Below are 16,986 nucleotides of genomic sequence, written 5' to 3'. Positions count from 1 at the left end.
GCCGCCACCTGATGCTGGGCCTTGGCCTGGTTGGCCGCCATGCCGGCGCCCATGTTGCCGACCCCGATGAAGGCGATCTTCGTCATCTGCTGGGCTTTCCTATTGCCGGAACATCTCGCGGGCGATGATCACCCGCATGATCTCGTTGGTGCCTTCAAGGATCTGGTGGACCCGCAGGTCGCGCACGATCCGCTCCAGCGGATAATCGGCCAGGTAGCCGTAGCCGCCGTGCAACTGCAGGGCCTGGTTGGCCACCTCGAAGCCCGCGTCGGTGGCGAACCGCTTGGCCATGGCGCACAGCTTGGTGGCCTGGGGATCGCGGTTGTCGAGGGCGTAGGCCGCGCGCCGCACCATCAGCCGGGCGGCCTCCAGCTCGGTGGCCATGTCGGCGATCTTGAACTGCAGGGCCTGGAAGTCGGCCAGGTTCTTCCCGAACTGCTGGCGCTGGGTCATGTAGGCCTGAGCCGTGTCCAGCGCGAAGCCCGCCCCGCCCAGAGAGCACGAGGCGATGTTCAGGCGCCCGCCGTCCAGACCCATCATGGCGAAGCGGAAGCCCTCGCCCTCGGCCCCGATGCGGTTGGCGACCGGGACCCGGCAGTTGTCGAAATTGACCTGGGCGGTCGGCTGGGCGTTCCAGCCCATCTTCTTTTCCTGCGCGCCGAACGACAGGCCCGGTGTCCCCTTCTCCACCACGATGGCCGAGACGCCCTTGGCGCCGGCGTCGCCGGTGCGCGCCATCACTACATAGACGTCGGAGACCCCGCCGCCGGAGATGAAGGCCTTCGACCCGTTCAGAACGTAATGGTCGCCGTCCAGCTTGGCGGTGGTCCGCAAGGCCGCGGCGTCGGAGCCGGAGCCGGGCTCGGTCAGGCAGTAGCTGGCGATCAGCTCCATGCTGGTCAGCCGCGGCAGGTAGCGCTGGCGCAGCTCCTCGCCCGCGAACCGGTCGATCATCCACGAGGCCATGTTGTGGATCGTGAGGTAGGCCGCCGTCGACACGTCGCCGTAGGAGAGCGCCTCGAACACGATAGAGGCGTCCAGCCTGGTCAGGGCCGAACCGCCCACATCCTCGCCGATATAAATGCCGGCGAAGCCCAGCTCGGCGGCCTTCCGCAGCACGTCGACCGGGAAGTGCTTCTCCTCGTCCCACCTCGCCGAGTGCGGGGCCAGTTCGGCCGCGGCGAAGGCCGACGCGGCGTCCTGGATCGCCCGCTGGTCGTCGGTCAGGTCGAAGTTCATGGAGGAGCCTCTAGCGCATGGTCGGGATGACGAACGACGAGTCTGCATGACTGTCGCCTTCCGGCCAGCGCGCCGTGATGGTCTTGACCTTGGTGTAGAACTTCACGCCCTCGAGGCCGTGCTGGTTGGTGTCGCCAAACGCGCTGCGCTTCCAGCCGCCGAAGGTGTGATAGGCCACCGGCACCGGGATCGGCACATTGATCCCCACCATGCCCACCTGCACCCGGTTGGCGAAGTCGCGCGCCGCGCGGCCGTTGCGGGTGAAGATCGCCACCCCGTTGCCGTACTGGTGCTTGGACGGCAGGGCCAGCGCCTCCTCATAGGTCTCGGCGCGGACGATCTGCAGCACCGGGCCGAAGATCTCCTCCTGGTAGGTGCGCATGCCGGGCTTCACCTGGTCGAACAGGCTGGGGCCGATGAAGAAGCCCTTCTCATAGCCCTGCAGCGAGAAGCCGCGGCCGTCGGCGACCAGCTCGGCGCCCTCGTCGACCCCCATCTGGATATAGTTGGCGATCTTGTCGCGATGGGCGGCCGAGACCACCGGGCCGTACTGGGCCGCGGCGTCGGACGACACCCCGACCTTCAGGGTCTCGATCTCGGCGATCATCCGTTTGCGCAGTTCGTCGGCCACGGTCTTGCCCACCGGCACCACCACCGGCAGGGCCATGCAGCGCTCGCCGGCCGAGCCGAAGGCCGCGCCAGAAAGGTCCTTCACCACCTGGTCCAGGTCCGCGTCGGGCAGGACGATGCCGTGGTTCTTGGCCCCGCCCATGGCCTGGACCCGCTTCCCGTGCGCGGTGCCGGTCGAATAGACATAGTGGGCGATGTCGGACGAGCCGACGAAGCTGACGGCGGCGATGTCCGGATGGGTCAGGATGGCGTCCACCGCGGCCTTGTCGCCATGGATGACGTTCAGGACGCCCTTGACGTCCATGCCCACGGCGGCGCCGGCCTCCATGAACAGCTCGGCCAGGCGGACCGGGACGCTGGGGTCCTTCTCCGAGGGCTTCAGGATGAAGGTGTTGCCCACCGCGATGGCGATGCCGAACATCCACATCGGGATCATGGCCGGGAAGTTGAACGGGGTGATGCCCGCCGCCACGCCCAACGGCTGGCGCATGGAATAGACGTCGATCCCCGGACCCGCGCCCTCGGTATATTCGCCCTTCAGCACGTGGGGGATGCCGCAGGCGAACTCGATCACCTCCAGGCCCCGCTGGATGTCGCCCTTTGAGTCGGCGACCACCTTGCCGTGCTCGGAGGACAAGAGCTCCGCCAGTTCTTGCATATTGGCCTCGACCAGGCGCTTGAACTCGAACATCACCCGCGCCCGGCGCTGGGGATTGGTGGCGGCCCAGGCCGGCTGGGCGGCCACGGCGGCGGCCACCGCGGCGTCGACCTCGGCTGGGGTGGCCAGCGCCACGCGCGCCTGAACCTCGCCGGTGTTGGGATTGTAGACGTCGCCGAAGCGGCCCGAGGTCCCGGCGACAGCCGAACCGGTGATGAAGTGCTGGATGTCGCGCATGGGGGCCTCCCTTTTCTTGCGCCCTGCCCTATCAGAGCCGGCCGGCCGCCGGTATTGCAGACTTGCGGCTTAGGTCATGCAAATATGCAGCATGTTCGACTGGGACGACCTGAAGGTCTTCATCGCCGCGGCCCGCACCGGCTCGCTCACCGCCGCGGCCGCCCGGCTCGGGATCGACGCCGCCACTGTGGGCCGCCGGGTGTCGCGGCTGGAATCGGCCCTGAAATCAACCCTGCTGGCCCGCTCGCCCACCGGCCTGCAGCTCACCGCCGCCGGCGCCCAGCTCCTGGCCATCGCCCTCGACGCCGAGGCCGCCATGGAGGCGGCCGCCCAGGTCACCCGCCCCGACGTCATCGCCGGCACGGTGCGGATCAGCGCCGCCGAAGGGTTCGGGTCGGCGATCCTGGCCCCGGCCCTGCCCGGCCTCGCCGCCGCTCGCCCAGGCCTGCGCGTCGAGCTGGCCGCCAGCGCCGGCTTCCTCTCGCCCGGCCGGCGCGAGGTGGACATGGCCATCACCTTGAGCGCGCCCGACCAGGCCCGGCTGATCGTCGAACCCCTGACGCCCTATCAGCTCGCCCTCTACGCCGCCCCGGCCTATCTCGAACGCCGTCCCGCGCCGAAGGAGGTCGCCGAGCTGCGCGACCTGGATATCGTGGGTTATGTGGACGACCTGATCTACGCCCCGGAGCTGCGCTATCTGGACGAGGTTCTGCCGGGCCTCACACCGCGCCTCGCCAGCTCCTCAATCCGCGCCCAGCGGGAGATCGTCGCCGGCGGCGGGGGCATCGGCGTCCTGCCGTGTTTCATGGCCCAGGGCCTGACCCGGGTGCTGGCGGGCGAGGTCCTGCTGGAGCGCCGCTTCTGGCTCGCCACCCACCGCGACGTCCACGACACCGCCCGCCTGCGCGCCGTCCGCACGTGGGTCAAGGCGCTCTGCGCCGAGGCAGCCGAGCGGCTGTCGCCCTATGCCGGCCGGTAGCGCCTCCAAAAGGCTGTGCAAGGCTGGACTCCTCCTCTCCCCTTGGAAGGGAAGAGGAGGATATCTCGCGGCGCGAGCGGTCTTCATCGCTAGGGCGCCCGCGGAACCCGCCCGATCCGGACCTCCTTCGAGCCCAGCGGCAACGTATACAGGCTGCCGTCGTCGGCCAGGGTCCAGTCGCCGTCCCGCGCCGCCTCGATCCCGCTCTCGAAGGTCCGCCGCGCGATCATCCCGTCGGGCGCCGGCAGCAGGTGGTAGAAGACCAACAGCTTGACCTTGGCCTGGTTGGCCAGGCCCGCGGCCTCCTGGGGCGAGACATGGTAGTCTTGGATGTCGTGCATAATGCGCTCGACCCGGCCGCGCCCCAGGCCCTTTGCGCCGGCCTCCATGGTCTCGATCATCGGCCGGGCGATGGCCTCGGAGACCATCACATCGGCCCCCATGGCGGCGCGCGCGAACGGCGGATGGTTCTTCATGTCGCCGGTGATCACCACCGAGCGGCCCTTGTAGTCGAAGCGGTAGGCATAGGCCGGCTCGATCGGCCCGTGGTCCACCTCGATAGCGGTGATCTTCAGCTTGCCGTCGTCGAAGACCAGGCCGGTCCGCGCCTTGGCGGGCGTCGCCGGTCCGGCCATCTCGACGGTCCGCGCCACCAGGGGCCAGGTCTCCGGCGGCATGATCTTGGCCGTGTGGTGGACCGTCCGGTAGCCCTGGTCGATCCGGTAGGCCTGGTTGAAGCCGTCGACCACCTGATCCACACCCGGCCCGCCGTAGATGTTGAGCGGCGCGGGCCGTCCCTGGGCCCAGGTCTGCAGGTTCAGTTCCCCCAGGTCGCCGATATGGTCGGAATGGAAATGGGTGATCAGCACGCCGCCGATCCGGTCCAGCGGGATACCCCACTGCATCAGGTTCTCAACCGACTCCGGCCCGACATCGACGATATAGAACTTGCCGCCGGCGATCACCGCCACGCAGGCCTTCGCCCGGGTCTTGCTGGGTAGGGGCGCCGAGGCGCCGCAGACCGCCACCCGCAGGGCGTCGTCGGCCAGCAGGGCCGAATTGTCCACGCCCATCCGCTGGGCGACCGCGCGCTCGAAGATCTTCTGCTGGACCGTCGGATTGGCGAGGGCGGCGGAGAGGCCGAGCTTGGCGGCGACGCCCAGGCCCACGACCAGCAGGATCGTCCGGGTCAGGCCCGCGCGCTCGGGCGCCTCGGACTGCCCCAAACCGCGGGCGTGCAGGACCAGGGCGACGATGGCGGCGACCTCGATGACCAGGGCGCGCGGCACGCCGCCCGGCAGGCCGTCGTCGACCACCCCCATCAGACGCCCGACGACGATGGTGACCAGGATCAGGGCCGCGGCCTGCAGCAGCACCCCTCGGCGGGTCCAGACACCGGCGAAGCACAGCGCCGCCAGCGCCACGAACAGGCCGCCCAGGTCGCCCCGCAGGGTGGAGACGCCTTCCGCGGCCAGGGCTCCCACCCGCAGCCCGCCGGCCAGTTCCTCGGGCGCGGCCCATAATCCAAAGCCGAGAACCGCGAACAGCAGAGCGAAGACGATGACGAAAAATCCAGTGACGCGCATGTCAGGTCCTCAGAGCCCGTTGGGCAGGGTGGCGGCGAAGATGTCGGCGCAGGCCTTGGCGGCCACGGCGCGCGCGGCGGCGGCTTCCAGGCCCAGCCCCCGCAGGAGGCCGAAGACCAGGTCCTCGGCCAGGGTCGCGACCGTGTCGGAGGCTTGGCGTTCCAGCACGCGCGACACGGCGATCTGCGCCGTTCCGACCGCCATCAGCACGGCGGCCTCCGGCGCCAGGCCCTCGAAGCGCCCGGCCGCGAGGCCCGCCTGGATGTCGGCGCGCACGCCGCCGTTCATCGGGGCGTCGGGGACCGAGGCGAAGGGGAACAGCCGCATCATGGCCTGGGCCCGGATCGGGAAGACCTCCGCGCCGCGCGCGAACATCGCCAGCGCACGGGCCACCCGCTCGGCCGGGTCGGCCACTCCACCGTTGATGTCGGCCACGGTCAGCTCGATGGCGGCCCGCGCCTGCTTGGCGATTTCCCGCGCCAGGCCGTCCTTGTCGGGAAAGTGGTTGTAGAAGCTGCCCTTGGCGACCTCGGCGGCGGCCACGATGTCGTCGATGCTCACCGCGTCCACCGAGCGCGTGGCGAACAGCACCTGGCCCGCGCGCATCAGGGCGGCCCGCGTCCGCTCCCGCCGCCGATCGACCCGCTCGCCTCCCGCGATCATCCCTCAAACTCCAATTTGACTGCTTGGTCACTATTGGACTAAATAGTCATTATTGCAAGCAGGAGGTTTCCGATGGCCCTGCAGGTCGACGTCTTCTGGTCGTTCAGGAGCCCCTATTCGTACCTGGCCACCTCGCGCCTGGCGGAGATCGCGGCGCGCTACGATGTCCAGGTCGACATCCGCCCGGTCTATCCCCTGGCGGTCCGCGTCGACGGCTTCTTCAAGCGCCAGGACAAGCGCTGGCCGTTCTATGTGGGGCGCGACTGCTTCCGCACCGCCCAGATGCTGGGCATGACCTTCGGCCCGCCGCGGCCCGACCCCATCGTCATGGACCTCACCACCGGCGACGTGGCCAAGGACCAGCCCTATATCCGCCGCCTCACCCACCTGGGCCAGGCTGCGGTCGAGGCCGGCGCCGGCCTGGCCTTCATCGTCGAGGTCAGCAAGCTGATCTGGGGCGGCCAGGTCCAGGGCTGGGACCAGGGCGACCACCTGGCCCAGGCCACGGCGCGGGCGGGCCTCGACCTCGCCGCCCTGGAGAACGTGGTTTCAACCGAGGCCGATCGCCTCGAAGCCGCCATCCAGGCCAGCCACGCCCGGCTGGAGGCGGTCGGCCACTGGGGTGTCCCCACCATGGTCTTCCAGGACGAACCCTTCTTCGGCCAGGACCGCCTGGAGACCCTGCTCTGGCGCATGGGCCAGCACGGCCTGGCCGAGCGGGTCTAGGGCTGTCAGGCGGGGATGCGCGAACGCGTCTCCCATCGGACCTCGCCGCAGCGGTAGCAGGACCGCTCGGAAAACCGGCCCAGCTCCCGGACGTCGACCTGGTCGTCCCCCAGGCCGCGGCCTTCCAGTCGGGTCAGGACCGTGGCCGCCGCGACGTCGTGGCTGGTCCGGCAGCCCGAACAACTGAAGCGGATCTGCGCGTCGGGGCGCTCTGCGAGCAGCGCGCCCAGCGTAATGGTGTCGTGCATGTGGTTCATCCGTCCTAGCCGGGCTCGAAGCACGCCGAGTCCCTGCGTTTAGTAGGGGATTTCCTCCTCGACCTGGCGCTTGACCTTGGGGGCCTTGCGCTTCGGCGCGACCGCCGCCTTGGGAAGCTCGGCCGCCGCCAGCGGATCGGCCGCCGCGGGCGCCACGGGCGGCGTGGGCAGCAGGGTCGCCGAGGCCAGGATCGCCACCTTCGGCTCGAAGTCGGGCGCCTTGGGTTTGGGCCCGCTCAGCACCAGGCCGATGGCCACGGCGACAGCGACCGCGGCGCCCACCAGGGCCAGCCCCACCATCGGGCGCTTCGCCCGTTCGGCGGGGACCTCGCCGGCCGCGGCCGGCGGCGGGCCGGCCGGCTTCTTGGGACCGTCGACCGGCGCGCTGACCTTCCGTGGCTGGGCGGCCGCCTTGGAGGCTTCGGGCGCCGCCTTGCGGGCCTCGGGCGGGGCCGCGGATGGCGCGGGCGCCGGGACGGCGGCGTCCGCCGCCGGATCGCCGATCGCGCTGGCGATCCGCAGGCTGAGCTGGTCCATCGCGAATTCCCAGTCCGCGAAGAAGTCGATCCATTGGCGGGTGGCGAACTCGTAGGAGAAGGCCTCGTTCGGCGTCACGTCCTCCACGCGTAGCGGAATGACGATCAGCTTCTGCTGGCTCGCCAGCGCCAGCTCCTTGGTCATCTCCTCGGACTTGTTCGAATTCTCGGTGAAGACCAGCAGCATGATCCGCGCGCGGCGGATCGCCTGCACGATCGAGACCTGGAAATTCTCGCCAGGCTGAATATTTCGCGACGAGATCCAGCACCCGAAACCGCGGCTCTCCAGCGCGGTGCATAGAATATTCGCGACTTTTCGGTCTTGCGAAGCAAAACTGATGAAAATATCGGCATTCATTTCAACACGCCCGAGTCTACCCGCCCAAAGTCACAACTTATATAAGACGGCCTATCCGGGGTTGTGACAAGGCCGGTCGATGAATCTTAATTCATCCTAATCTGTTCTTTATAACTACTAAGGCCGAAAAAGCTGTCTCCGCCCTGCGCCATCGCGCCAGTGGCTGGTCTCCGCCAGGTGCCACCTCATGGCCGCGCGCGCCGCGCCCTGCAGGTCGTCCAGCGAAGGGTTTGGCCCGAGTTGCGCGGCCAGGCCTTCCAGCCGCTCGCCGATGCGCTCGCTCCGCGCGCTCTGCTCCTTGAATTCCAGCTTTGCCTCGAGCGCCATGGTCGCCGCGGCGAACGCCGGGACGACCGTTCCCGCCATCGCGACCACCCCGCTGATCCAATGGGGGACATGCAGGTCCAGCGGGTGGGACAGGGCGTGGGCCAGCAGATAGCTGGCGAACAGCGCCAGGAGGAACACGAAGGCGGCGTTCTCCGCCGCATGGATCCTATGGGCGATCCGCCCCTCCCGCTTGCTGACCGCCAGGTGATAGGCGGCCTGCCCCTCGACCAGCTCGCTCAAGGCCCAGTGACCCCAACTCGCCACCCGGGCCTCATCGAACCTGCCATGCGGCAGACCCGCCTTGCGCAGGATCGCCTGCTCCGGCTCCAGGGCCTGGCGCACGATGGGCGGGGTGCGGGTGCTGACCAGGCTGACGCCCAGCGGCCAGCAGGCGCGGATGAGCCGAAGTTGCTCGGCCAGGTGGCGCTCCTCACCCCAGCGCTCGTGTTGCCGCGCCCGCGCCGCGCTGGACCAGACCCAGAGCGCGGCCAAGCCCAGCATGAGCTCGATGAAGACGGCGGTGGTCTTGAACCCGGGCCAGATCGTCCATGCGGATCCGACGATCGCGGCCGTGACCATCGCTAGCAGCAGCAGGATTTGCTCGGAACGATGTACCGCCGACAGCCGGTTGGCGTGCTGGTCGGCGCTCATATATGCCGCGGTCAACAGCTGGAAGCCGGCCTGCTCGGCGAGGTCTTCAGGAACCGGGTGCGCCGCGGCCAGGCCCGAGACCCGGCCGCCCATGAGTGTCCGAAACGCGCCATAGGTCTTCCAGAGCCATCCGTGCAGCCAGGCGTCGAGCCTCGCGTCGCTCTTGTCGCCAGTGGCTTGCGCCTCCTCGTCCAGGGCGGCGGCGGCCTCGGCGGCGGCGAGGGCTTCGAGGTTGAGAACCTCGCGGACATTCGCCTCGGTGGCCTCCTCGACATGGGAGAGGTTGCCAGCCTGCAGCCCTTCCTGGAACTCGAGGAAATCGAAGTCGGACGGCAGCTTCTCGGGCCTGATCAGGCGCAGGCGAGGCGAATCCGACGGCTTCACCCACAGGACCGACAGCCCGGTCTCCAGGGCGCAGCGGACCGCATCGGCGGTCCCGCCCGCCCCCCGCGCCCGCTCTCCCGTCCACACCACCACCAGCAGGTCGGCGGCCTCCACCACCAGCCGGGTCTGCTTCAGGTGGGGATTGCGGCCCAGGGCCTCGGCCGCCGCCCCGTCCAGCCAGGTGGCCGACGGGACCCCGCGCAGCTCGGTGGCCTTGCCGGACGGATCGTCGAGGAACGGGAACACCGCGTGGATCGGCCCGAGCTGGGCGAGGCGCCAGGCCCCGGCGGCAAGCTCGTCGGCGCCGGGCGCGAGGCCCGTGAGCAGGCGGGCGTGCTCCACGCCGGCTTCGCGGATGAGCCGGAACGCCGCGTCCAGGCCCTCGGTGATGGGCTCGTGGTGGCCGAGGTCGTTGGCGCGATTATGGCCCGCAAACGCGAGCTGGATCATGGTCACGTCCGACACCTGCGCTCGCCCCTCATACGCCGCGTGCCATCGGCGCCTCGGCCTCGCCTCTTAGCCAACCCACCCACCCAGCACAGGGAAGAAAGGTTGAGTCCCGTCGCGGCGACCAGACTGCATAATATATGGGCTTGCTTCAATCCTTCATGACTGAATACTACTCCACCGGTGACAGCACCTCGCGGTATTGTGACTCTTTGTTTCTTAATATGTTCAAACATAGCCATCCTGGCGGATATGTTGGGGGGAATGCTTGTCCAGTTCCCGGAATTTCTAAGGGCAACGCAAATGACTGACTTCGTTGATACAACCCTGGGGTCTAGCTCCCAACCCGTGGGTGTGGCGCGCCTCGCCGGCGCCGCCGCTGGGCTGCTGCTCTTGCAGGCCTGCGCCACCGACCAGCCGCCGAAGCCGGCCGGGTCGAAGGGTCCTGCGGTCGTCACCGAGGAGTTCCGGACCTCCGACTTCACCTGGTCCCAGGCGCCGGGAAAGGGCCGCATCGAGGGCCGACTGACCTTCCGCGGCGGCGGCAAGCCTTATGGTTGCACCGGCGCGGGCGTGGTGCTCACGCCCGAAACACCCTGGACCCGTCGCCGGATGACCATTCTCTATGCGTCGCCCAGGCGCGCGGCCCTCCCCGCCGCCGAGGTCCGCGGTCGCACGCCGCCGGGCCGCAGCGCGGACTATTCGGCCTTCATCAAGCGCGCCGCCTGCGACGCCTCGGGGCGCTTCGCCTTCAACGGCCTTCCCGATGGCGCGTGGTATGCGATCACGGTCGCCAAGCCGTCGCCGCCCGGCGTCGGCGCCGACATGGCCATCATGCGCCGCGTCGAGATCCGCGGCGGAAAGACCATCGACCTGACCCTCTGACCGCCGGCGGCCCCCCGGCTTGGCCGAGCGTGCCTAGACGCGGGGATCGCCGCCTAACCGGACCAGATCCGGTCGCCCTCGTACCAAGCGTCGGATGTCGTCCGAGGTGAAATGCTCGCCCTCGCGATAGAGGGCCTCATAGACGGCGCGGACAAAATCCAGGTCGTCGGGGCGATCGACCGTCCAGCGGACCTCGCCTTCGTCCCGGCCTTGCGACACCCCGCCCAGCGTGAAGCGGTCGGGCCGGCGATAGATGAAGGGCGTGACGTGCTCGCGCTCATAGGGGTCGACCGCTTCGGCGGCCGCCAGGCGCAGCGCCCCAACGCTCATCACCTCGGCGTCCAGGCCCTTGGGATAGGTGCGCGTCGGCAGGGTCGTGGCGGTATAGTCGGCGTGCGTGGCGAGCTGCTTGCCGATCATGGCGTCGATCAGCTCGGGGTCGGTCAGCGGACAGTCGGCCGTCAGGCGGACGACGAGGTCGTCCTCATCCAGCGACGCCGCCGCGCCGGCGAAACGCCCCAGCACGTCCTGCAGCGAGCCCCGAAACATCTCGACCCCAGCCCCGGTCAGATAGGCCGCCAGCCCGTCATCCGACGGGTCGTCGGAGGTGGCGACGATGAGGCGGTCGATGGCCCGCGCCCGGTTCAGGCGCTCGATCTGACGCCCGATCATCGGGGCGCCGGCCAGGTCGGCCAAGACCTTGCCGGGCAGCCTCGTCGAGCTCATCCGCGCCTGCACTATCGCCGCGATCATGGGACGCTCCTACCTGCCCGCGATCAGGCTTGGCCGAACGCCGCCATGGCCTCGCCGACCTCGTCCATCACCGGATCCCAATCGCCCAAGGTTTCCGGGATGAAGACCCGCATCTGCGGATACCAGGGATAGCGGTCGGTCCCCAGCCGCGCCCAGGCGGCGGGCGTCGAGATCAGCCAGGAAGGCGCCCCGCAGGCCGCGGCGATGTTGGAGGTGGCGTTGGCGAAACCGATCACCAGGTCGAGCGCGCAGGAGAGCGCCGCCACGTCGTCCAGGTCCTGCTTCAGGTCTATGCCCGGCGGGTTCCAGATCTCCACGCCCAGCTCGCGACGGGCTTGCTCCAGTTCGGCCTCGACCTCGCCGTACTGCAGGTTGACGAAGGTGATCCCCTGGGCCGCCAGCACCGGCGCCCATTGCTCGAAGCTCGAATAGTAGCGGTGCCGGGCGCCCAGCGTGCTGCCGCTCTTCCACAACAGCCCCACCTTGCGGCCGGCCGGGGCGGCGTCCAGAACCTTGCGCCAATGGGCCAGGCGCGCCGGATCGGCGTCCAGGAACCGCGGACGGCTCGGATAGGCGGCCACCTCGCGGCGGAACTGGCGCAGCAGCGAACCGATCGGGGTCCACAGGTCGATCCGCGCCATCGCCGCCTCATCCAGGAACGGCGCCAGGCGATAGGTGCGCCCTTCGGCCTGATAGGTCGCGTGGGCGCCCACATGGGCGCTCGGGAAGCTGCGCTGGAACAGCGGCACGAGGCGCGGTTCGACGGCCAGGGTCAGCCGGCCCTCGGGCCCCAGGGCCTCGATGACGTCGGGCACGATGTTGGAGAACATGACCTCGTCGCCCAGGCCCTGTTCGCCGACGATCAACATCGACTTGCCGGCCAGATCAGCGCTCGGGCTCCAGCGCGGGCGCTCGACCATCACCACGGTGACGTCGGCGAAGCTCGGATGGAGGCGGGCCTCGTAGTCGTCCCAGCCCTCGCCCACCCGGCCCAGGTCCAGCAGGATCGTCGAGCGGGCCAGCCGCATCATCAGCTGTTCGTCGAGCGGCATGGGCGCGGTCATCGCCTGCTCGCAATCCTCCAGGGCCCCGGCCGTGTCGCCCTGGAACAGCCGGACATTGCCGCGATTGTAGCGGGCCTTGGCGAAGGCCGGGTCCAGCCGCAGGGCCTCGTCGAAGAAGATCTGGGCGGTGGCCGGGTCGCCCTGTTCGGCCAGCGTGCTGCCGAGCGTGTTCCACAGCAGCGGCTGGTCCTGCGCCCGGCCGATGGCCGACTTCAGGAGCTCGATGGCGTCGTCGTAGCGCTGTTGGTCACGCAGCACGCAGGCCAGGTTGTTGGCCCCCTCGTGATCGTCCGGGAACCGCGCCAGGTGATGGCGGAACAGCTTCTCGGCCACCGGCTTCTGGCCCATGCGATAGGCCAGGCGTCCCAGGTTGTTGGCGATCTCGGCATGGTCGGGCAGCAGGGCCAGCGCCGACTCGTAGCAGGTGATCGAGCCCGCGAAGTCGCCGGCCTTCTCGCGAGCGATGGCCAGCAGGTACCAGCCGAAGCCGTTCCGCTCGTCCTGCTCCAGCGCCTTGATCGCCCATTCCGCGCCGGCCTTGGCGTCGCCGCCGTTCAGGGCCGCCACGGCCTGATGCAGCATCGGCTGGACCTTGAGCGCCTTCAGCTCCTCGACGGCGAGCGACAGTTTGGCCAGCGCATCCCGCGAACCCGAATCTCCCACCGCGCCCGCGGCCAGCCGGGCGGGGGTCGGCGCGGCGCCGACCCCGAGCGCCGCGGGCGATGTTGCGCTGGGCGCGGACGGGCGCGGCATGGCCTGACTCCGGGGCGGGCGAGGATCGGGAGATGCTTCGCCCATATACGGTTAACCGCCGCCTAAGCCGCGCTCCTAGACTGGGAAGCCGCGCGCCGCCAGCCGCTGCCGGCTCGCCTCTCGGATCGTCGACCAGTCGCTGGCCAGCAGGCCGAGCGCCACCACATCCGTCGCCTTGCCGTCCTTCCAGACATGTTCGCGGAACAGGGCCTCGCGCGCGAACCCGAAGGCCTCGTGCATCTTCCAGACCGCCTCGTTGTCGATCAGCACCTCGCAGCAGAGCTTGTTCAGGCCCAGCTCGCCGAAGACATGCTCGATGACGAAGTACTCGACATAGGCGCCGAGGCCCCTCCCCCGAACCGACGGGTCGGCCAGGTAGTAGGCCCAGGCGGTACGGCGGTGGGCCGGTGAGTAGTCGGCGAGATTGGCCAGGCCGACCGCAAGGCCGTCCAGCTCGATGATCCAATAGCGCCGTGAGGGGTCGGCCAGGGCGCCGGCGAACCATCGGTCATGCTCCTCCTGGGAGATGACATGGTCGGTGTACATCCAGCGCCGGATCTCCGGCAGGTTGCGCCAGGCGAGCATGCGGGCCGAGTCGGCCGGAGCGGGCGGACGCATCTTCACATCAACGGCCATGGCGGCTCTCCCGGTCAGCGCAGGCGAGGACCGTCGGTCGTGGCTGGCTACCGATCCCCGCTACAGCCCCAATACCATCTTGGCCATGATGTTTGGAGCCGCCGCGCACTTTCCATAACGGATTGATTTTGATCATTTTCCTATTAACCGAAAGCTTAGATCGCCACCCCAGGTCACACATAGGTCGCAGATTTTCTTCGACTGGGTTTCGAGAATTCGTACGGTCTCCACCCGTTTCACCGCGTTTGCTCAGGTCCGCCTCGGCCGGCCGTTAGCGCCGTGGCGCCACGCTCACCGGGCGACAAGATGAGCGCCGCGCCGACTTCCGGAAGGACCTTGCCCAGGCTCAGACGGGCATAGTGCTCGATCCCCTCCCGATCCCGTATCACAACGAACGGCGAGGCTCCCAATTCGTCATGGGCGCCGCTACGGACCACGCGGCCCCGGACGCTCTCGTTCCCAAGCACCCTTACCTCGCGCGCACCCTCCAGGCGTCGTTGGTTGAGGGTGCGGATGATGTCCTTGCGGCCCTGAAGCGCGTGCAGGGTCGGCCCGAGGTCATCCCGCAAACGGTACTGGCGGCCCACCCGTTCGGCCAATCCCAGACGTTCCAGATGCCGCAGCCGGCCGCGGATGAGCGCCGACCAGGCGTCGCTGCGCCCAGCCCCGCCGTTGACCAGTCCGTCCGAACCCATGGCTGCCAGAAGCCGCCGGTCCAGCCCTGTGAACCGGTCGGCCTCCGTATCCCGCCAGATCCGCCGCTCGGCGTCAGCGCGCGACAGGTCCCCGAGCCGCGACTGCGCCGCCTCCCGGGCCCGCGCCCGGAAACCGTAGCCGATGTAATCGCGGGGGATGACCAGGTCGCGCCCGTCCGCCCGCTTCCCCCGCACCAGCACATGGGCATGTGGCTGGTCGGTGTCGAAGTGACAGGTCCCGATCCAGCTCAATTCCGGCTCCCCTAGATCCGCCGCCACCCGACCCATCACCTCGCGGACATAGTCCCGCAGGTCGGCGATGCGGTCGCCATGTTCCGGCGAGATGATGAAACGGAAATGATGTCGATCCCCGGTCCAGTCGCGCGTCCGATCCGCCGCATCCACGGCGTCGTCGTTCCGGTCAAAGAACTCCGGACGCGCCCCCTCCGATCCCGCCCAATGGCGACCCAGATAGGAGACGTGACGCCCCAGGGCCGCGCCGCGTGCGACGCCGGCCCCGACATGACGCGACACCAGCGCCTTGACCACCACCCGCTGGCGCACGTCCAACCGGAAGGCCCGGCCTGAACGCCGCTGCGCCGCGCTGAGCACCCCTGATCTGTCCCCGAGCGCGAAATGCCGCGAGGCCGCCAGCCGCCGGAACAGCCCCGTCCGCACATCGGCGCGATCTGCTCTCACTGACTGCGGCAGGCTCAACCAGGCCGCCTCCGCTCCATCGGCCTCGTGAGCCTCGAACCGGCTTTCGATCATGTCCCGGACCATCATCCGACCGACCTCCTGGACAAGTACTGCGACCCGACCGACATGACTTTCTGCAAGTCGCCATCGTCGGCTGTCGCCGTCGCAACGCCCCCGAGATCGTAGGACAAACAGCGACGCCGAGAACCTCCTTTTACCTTGCCCTACGCCACAGTTCCCACCGTTTTCGCCATCACAATCAATCCGTTACAAGCCGATTCTAATCCCATCAACGCCTAGCAACACACGAGTCGCCGAGCCCCCTACCCACCCACCAACACGAAGAAACCCGCCCGGCCGGAGTGGGCCGAGCGGGCTACGCACTTCGGCGATGCGCGGACCTCAACCGGCCTTGCCGCGGATCGGCACGTGCCGCACGCCGCTGTTCTGGGCTTGCTGACCGAGGTTCAGGGCCGGCCCGAACGGATGGCTTCCACTCGCCCGCTCCGCATTCAGCGACTGGGCCAGGGTCAGGCAGCAGACCGGCTCCAGCGCCATCAGTTCGTCGTTTGCCCGGAACGGCGCGGCCTTGGCGTGCCGCTCGAAGTCCGCCCGCGCCAGCACCAGCGTCACCCCCTTCTGCCGGGCCCACTGAATCGCCAGCTTCTCCGCGCCCTTGGCTCCGGTGGTCGCCAAGGCCATTCCCGGCCACTCGGACTTCGCCCAGTTCAGCGCATCGAAGATCCGGTGCGCATCGGCCTCGGTGTTGGCGAAGGGCGCGGCCCGGAAGGCCACCACCGGTCCGCCCGGATCGTTGTCCGACGTCTTCCTCGCCTGGATCGACTTCAGCGCCTGCCTGGCCTCCAGCTGGGCCGCCGTCAGCACCGTCCCGCGCCGGCTTCCCCGCCAGGCCGTCCAGACCTCCCCCGTCGCCGTCGTGTAGAGCTCGGCCGCCGCATCGCGGATCAGCTCGGCGGCCATCCGCGCAACCTCCGAGGCCCGGGTCGCCAGGGTCGCCGCCTGCAGTTCGCTGTCGGCCAGCTCCGACCCGTCGAAGTCGCGCTCCAGGGACCGCATGCGATCGCGCGCCCGGTCCCCGTCCCGCTCGATCCGACCGGCCGCCGAGTGGAAGGCGCCGATCAGGCTCTCGGCCAGGATCGCCTGCACCTCCTCCAGGGCGGTGTCGCCCAGGACGTCCAGCAACTCGGTCATCACCGCCCGGCCGAACTGGACGAGCGCCTCCTCGGTGGGATGCGGACGCGGGTCCTCCAGCGCCGAGGCCTGCACGTCGAAAGCCGTGTCCGAGGATGAGAAGGCATGACGGGAAAAGGTCATGGTCGCTGCTCCTGAAAAGAAGATGCCGATGCGCCCCATGCGCAACGACCTCCCTCCTGCTCGCGTCGGGCCCCGGGAAGTCACCGGAGCGGAGCGCCAGCGCCGCGCAGGGGAACGGCCGCCAGGCCGTTGACGTCCTGGGTGACGTGACAGGATTGGAGAGCGTTGTGTGGGGGCGTTGCGCCCGCTCGGCGGGCGCTCCGTCCGGCGCGCAGCGCCGGGTCGGCCTGAACGATCCACCCGCCCGCCCCGCCGCAAAGCGGAGGCCCAACCCACGCCCGCAACCGCGCGTGAGGGATCGTCACCCGAAGGGCGGAGACCCGCAGGGGCTCCGGGCGCCGCAGGCGCCTAGAGCGTTTCCCGATCATGTTGACGCATATCCTGCGGCCTTGAAGTAGTTGGCGCAGATCTCTGGTGTGAACTGGTCGAGGATCTGGCCGATGCGGTTCCAGAGGGCGTCGACGGATCGTTCGGCGGCCTTTCTGAGG

The 16,986-nt window shown here is 69.2% G+C and carries 16 protein-coding genes; 3 read left to right on the top strand and 13 right to left on the bottom strand.

The window, feature by feature from the left end:
* The 3 genes from Q8Q88_RS08315 to Q8Q88_RS08305 all read right to left on the bottom strand — a co-directional run.
* Window positions 1-86, bottom strand: an 86-nt coding sequence (locus Q8Q88_RS08315) for an NAD(P)-binding domain-containing protein (RefSeq protein WP_305674728.1), incomplete at its 3' end; no start/stop codon positions are given.
* Between the two features lie 13 nt (window positions 87-99).
* Window positions 100-1,239 (bottom strand): isobutyryl-CoA dehydrogenase, encoded by a 1,140-nt coding sequence (locus Q8Q88_RS08310; RefSeq protein ID WP_305674727.1) that lies wholly within the window; start codon window positions 1,237-1,239, stop codon window positions 100-102.
* Between the two features lie 10 nt (window positions 1,240-1,249).
* Window positions 1,250-2,764, bottom strand: coding sequence for a CoA-acylating methylmalonate-semialdehyde dehydrogenase (locus Q8Q88_RS08305; protein WP_305674726.1), 1,515 nt, complete (start codon window positions 2,762-2,764; stop codon window positions 1,250-1,252).
* A 91-nt stretch (window positions 2,765-2,855) separates the two neighbouring features.
* Between Q8Q88_RS08305 and Q8Q88_RS08300 the strand changes: the two genes are divergently transcribed.
* Entirely contained in the window at window positions 2,856-3,743 is an 888-nt protein-coding gene (locus Q8Q88_RS08300; protein ID WP_305674725.1) for a LysR family transcriptional regulator, read from the top strand.
* 89 nt (window positions 3,744-3,832) lie between these two features.
* Here the strand turns inward: Q8Q88_RS08300 and Q8Q88_RS08295 are convergent, their stop codons facing one another.
* Both Q8Q88_RS08295 and Q8Q88_RS08290 read right to left on the bottom strand, forming a co-directional pair.
* On the bottom strand, window positions 3,833-5,329 hold the full coding sequence (locus tag Q8Q88_RS08295) for an MBL fold metallo-hydrolase (protein ID WP_305674724.1): 1,497 nt from the start codon (window positions 5,327-5,329) through the stop codon (window positions 3,833-3,835).
* A 9-nt stretch (window positions 5,330-5,338) separates the two neighbouring features.
* The gene (locus Q8Q88_RS08290; RefSeq protein ID WP_305674723.1) at window positions 5,339-5,992 is read right to left on the bottom strand and encodes a TetR/AcrR family transcriptional regulator; all 654 of its coding nucleotides are present in this window, start codon (window positions 5,990-5,992) and stop codon (window positions 5,339-5,341) included.
* A 72-nt stretch (window positions 5,993-6,064) separates the two neighbouring features.
* Between Q8Q88_RS08290 and Q8Q88_RS08285 the strand changes: the two genes are divergently transcribed.
* Window positions 6,065-6,718 carry a 2-hydroxychromene-2-carboxylate isomerase gene (locus Q8Q88_RS08285; RefSeq protein WP_305674722.1) on the top strand — a complete coding sequence of 218 codons (654 nt, stop codon included), beginning with the start codon at window positions 6,065-6,067 and terminating at the stop codon, window positions 6,716-6,718.
* A gap of 5 nt (window positions 6,719-6,723) precedes the next feature.
* On the opposite strand, the gene Q8Q88_RS08280 is transcribed toward Q8Q88_RS08285, so the two are convergent.
* From Q8Q88_RS08280 to Q8Q88_RS08270, 3 genes are all read right to left on the bottom strand, one after another.
* The gene (locus tag Q8Q88_RS08280) at window positions 6,724-6,966 is read right to left on the bottom strand and encodes a hypothetical protein (RefSeq protein ID WP_305674721.1); all 243 of its coding nucleotides are present in this window, start codon (window positions 6,964-6,966) and stop codon (window positions 6,724-6,726) included.
* Between the two features lie 48 nt (window positions 6,967-7,014).
* Window positions 7,015-7,869, bottom strand: coding sequence for a toll/interleukin-1 receptor domain-containing protein (locus Q8Q88_RS08275; RefSeq protein WP_305674720.1), 855 nt, complete (start codon window positions 7,867-7,869; stop codon window positions 7,015-7,017).
* Between the two features lie 117 nt (window positions 7,870-7,986).
* The gene (locus Q8Q88_RS08270) at window positions 7,987-9,681 is read right to left on the bottom strand and encodes a hypothetical protein (RefSeq protein WP_305674719.1); all 1,695 of its coding nucleotides are present in this window, start codon (window positions 9,679-9,681) and stop codon (window positions 7,987-7,989) included.
* A 300-nt stretch (window positions 9,682-9,981) separates the two neighbouring features.
* On the opposite strand from Q8Q88_RS08270, the gene Q8Q88_RS08265 reads away from it, so the two are divergent.
* Window positions 9,982-10,563, top strand: coding sequence for a hypothetical protein (locus Q8Q88_RS08265; protein WP_305674718.1), 582 nt, complete (start codon window positions 9,982-9,984; stop codon window positions 10,561-10,563).
* A gap of 33 nt (window positions 10,564-10,596) precedes the next feature.
* On the opposite strand, the gene Q8Q88_RS08260 is transcribed toward Q8Q88_RS08265, so the two are convergent.
* From Q8Q88_RS08260 to Q8Q88_RS08240, 5 genes are all read right to left on the bottom strand, one after another.
* Window positions 10,597-11,316, bottom strand: coding sequence for a glycosyltransferase family protein (locus tag Q8Q88_RS08260; RefSeq protein ID WP_305674717.1), 720 nt, complete (start codon window positions 11,314-11,316; stop codon window positions 10,597-10,599).
* A gap of 23 nt (window positions 11,317-11,339) precedes the next feature.
* Window positions 11,340-13,133, bottom strand: coding sequence for a tetratricopeptide repeat protein (locus Q8Q88_RS08255; RefSeq protein WP_305674716.1), 1,794 nt, complete (start codon window positions 13,131-13,133; stop codon window positions 11,340-11,342).
* Window positions 13,134-13,208: 75 nt separating this feature from the next.
* Window positions 13,209-13,769: a UDP-4-amino-4,6-dideoxy-N-acetyl-beta-L-altrosamine N-acetyltransferase gene (pseH, locus tag Q8Q88_RS08250; RefSeq protein WP_305674715.1), complete on the bottom strand. Its 561-nt coding sequence runs from the start codon at window positions 13,767-13,769 to the stop codon at window positions 13,209-13,211.
* Between the two features lie 236 nt (window positions 13,770-14,005).
* The gene (locus tag Q8Q88_RS08245) at window positions 14,006-15,250 is read right to left on the bottom strand and encodes a DUF3363 domain-containing protein (RefSeq protein ID WP_305674714.1); all 1,245 of its coding nucleotides are present in this window, start codon (window positions 15,248-15,250) and stop codon (window positions 14,006-14,008) included.
* Window positions 15,251-15,565: 315 nt separating this feature from the next.
* On the bottom strand, window positions 15,566-16,498 hold the full coding sequence (locus Q8Q88_RS08240) for a DUF2493 domain-containing protein (RefSeq protein WP_305674713.1): 933 nt from the start codon (window positions 16,496-16,498) through the stop codon (window positions 15,566-15,568).
* Window positions 16,499-16,986 lie beyond the last annotated feature (488 nt).

The organism is Phenylobacterium sp. (genome assembly GCF_030697925.1).
Taxonomy (GTDB): Bacteria; Pseudomonadota; Alphaproteobacteria; order Caulobacterales; family Caulobacteraceae; genus Phenylobacterium.
This window is presented reverse-complemented; position numbering and strand designations above follow the sequence as displayed.

Coding starts and splice junctions, on each gene's coding strand:
- Q8Q88_RS08285 (WP_305674722.1), top strand. CDS start 6,065: ATGGCCCTGCAGGTCGACGTCTTCTGGTCGTTCAGGAGCCCCTATTCG.
- Q8Q88_RS08295 (WP_305674724.1), bottom strand. CDS start 5,329: ATGCGCGTCACTGGATTTTTCGTCATCGTCTTCGCTCTGCTGTTCGCG.
- pseH (WP_305674715.1), bottom strand. CDS start 13,769: ATGGCCGTTGATGTGAAGATGCGTCCGCCCGCTCCGGCCGACTCGGCC.
- Q8Q88_RS08290 (WP_305674723.1), bottom strand. CDS start 5,992: ATGATCGCGGGAGGCGAGCGGGTCGATCGGCGGCGGGAGCGGACGCGG.
- Q8Q88_RS08245 (WP_305674714.1), bottom strand. CDS start 15,250: ATGATGGTCCGGGACATGATCGAAAGCCGGTTCGAGGCTCACGAGGCC.
- Q8Q88_RS08310 (WP_305674727.1), bottom strand. CDS start 1,239: ATGAACTTCGACCTGACCGACGACCAGCGGGCGATCCAGGACGCCGCG.
- Q8Q88_RS08280 (WP_305674721.1), bottom strand. CDS start 6,966: ATGCACGACACCATTACGCTGGGCGCGCTGCTCGCAGAGCGCCCCGAC.
- Q8Q88_RS08255 (WP_305674716.1), bottom strand. CDS start 13,133: ATGCCGCGCCCGTCCGCGCCCAGCGCAACATCGCCCGCGGCGCTCGGG.
- Q8Q88_RS08300 (WP_305674725.1), top strand. CDS start 2,856: ATGTTCGACTGGGACGACCTGAAGGTCTTCATCGCCGCGGCCCGCACC.
- Q8Q88_RS08240 (WP_305674713.1), bottom strand. CDS start 16,498: ATGACCTTTTCCCGTCATGCCTTCTCATCCTCGGACACGGCTTTCGAC.
- Q8Q88_RS08305 (WP_305674726.1), bottom strand. CDS start 2,764: ATGCGCGACATCCAGCACTTCATCACCGGTTCGGCTGTCGCCGGGACC.
- Q8Q88_RS08260 (WP_305674717.1), bottom strand. CDS start 11,316: ATGATCGCGGCGATAGTGCAGGCGCGGATGAGCTCGACGAGGCTGCCC.
- Q8Q88_RS08275 (WP_305674720.1), bottom strand. CDS start 7,869: ATGAATGCCGATATTTTCATCAGTTTTGCTTCGCAAGACCGAAAAGTC.
- Q8Q88_RS08265 (WP_305674718.1), top strand. CDS start 9,982: ATGACTGACTTCGTTGATACAACCCTGGGGTCTAGCTCCCAACCCGTG.
- Q8Q88_RS08270 (WP_305674719.1), bottom strand. CDS start 9,681: ATGATCCAGCTCGCGTTTGCGGGCCATAATCGCGCCAACGACCTCGGC.